Below are 1,341 nucleotides of genomic sequence, written 5' to 3' on the forward strand. Positions count from 1 at the left end.
GGGCGGGCGGGTCGACGTCGGTGACGAACCACGGGACGGGACGGCCGAGTTCGCCGCGGAACTCGGCCACCGCCGCCAGGAACGAGGTCCGCAGGCGGACCGTCGGATCGATCAGTTCAGGCATCCTGACATGATGCCGGTCAGCCTGGACCCCGGGGGCTCAGTTCCCTTGCCGGAGTTCCTCCCGCTCCGCGCCGTCGAGAGCCGCCGCCCAGTCCGCGAAGGCCCGCAGACGCAACTGTGGTGCTCCCTCCCGCGCGAACCACAGCAGCCAGCCGTCCTCCGCCTCCAGAGCGGCGCGGGTGGCCCGGTACCAGTCCTCGCGGTCGAGCAGCGAGAGATGGGCGGCGAGGAGTGCCTCGCGTTGTGGCTCGGTGCAGTTCGAGTCCTCGGCGGGATTGCTGGAGAGGTGCCGGGCCAGCGTGGCCAGGACGTAGAAGCGGTCGACGGCTGCCGGGAGGTCCGCGACGTGGCGGACGTGGGCCTCCAGGACGGCTGCGGAGTGGGTGTAGTGACGCAGCGTCGTGCCCATTCCGGCGGCATGGGCCATCACGGACAGCACCCGCCCGGCGTGGTCGAGCAGTTCGGGCTCGGAGGCGAAGCGCTCGACCTCCTCGTGGACGCGGGCGGTCTCGGCGACCTTGCCCGCGAAGTAGCCGTTGAGGAAGTCTCCGTCGACCGCCTTGTGCAGCAGCCATGGGCGGGCGTCCGGGTGGTCCAGGCGGCAGAGTGCCTCGACGAGGTGAACCCGCCCCCAGCCGGCCGCCCGCTCGGCCAGCCAGAGCAGGGACTGCGCGCTCGGGTCGAGGCGTTCGAGGGCGTGCGCGGCGAGTGGGCCGAACTGGTTGGACAGCAGCCCGATCGTTCGGATCAGTGGGATGTCGTCCGGCGTGCCGAGTTCGGTGAGCAGGGCGAGCCCGACCGTGACCGCGCAGCGGTCGCTCCCGTACCGCACCAGCCAGCGCCCGGTGTCCCGGACCCGATCGGGATCGCCCCGGCGGGCGGCAGCGGCGATGTCGTCGTTGTGGTGGATGGGGACGAAGACCTCGTGGAAGGCGTCGGCCAGCGCACTCGGCTCGGTCGATGCCCGGGCGAAGTGCTCGTCCAGGACGCGGCAGACCGCAGCCCCCAAGGCGCTTCGGTCCCCGGGGTGTTCGGGGCGGGAGGGACTGCGGTGCAGCTCCTCGTCCGGGTACGGTGACCCGTCACGGGGGAGAGGTCGGTCGGGATTCCGGCGGTGCAGCAGCACCGCGTGGTCGTACAGGGCCAGTTGACGTTCGGGCGCGTACTGCCCGGCGGCAGCGCTCACCAGCTGAGGGCCGGCTCGATTCTCTTGATCAT

At 71.8% G+C, this 1,341-nt stretch carries 1 protein-coding gene; it reads right to left on the reverse strand.

The features are described 5' to 3' along the window. Positions 1-160: 160 nt before the first annotated feature. Positions 161-1,341 (reverse strand): hypothetical protein (locus ACFQ87_RS46535; RefSeq protein ID WP_380617101.1); only part of this gene is annotated, 1,181 nt, incomplete at its 5' end.

The organism is Kitasatospora sp. NPDC056531, assembly GCF_042794375.1.
Taxonomy (GTDB): Bacteria; Actinomycetota; Actinomycetes; order Streptomycetales; family Streptomycetaceae; genus Kitasatospora.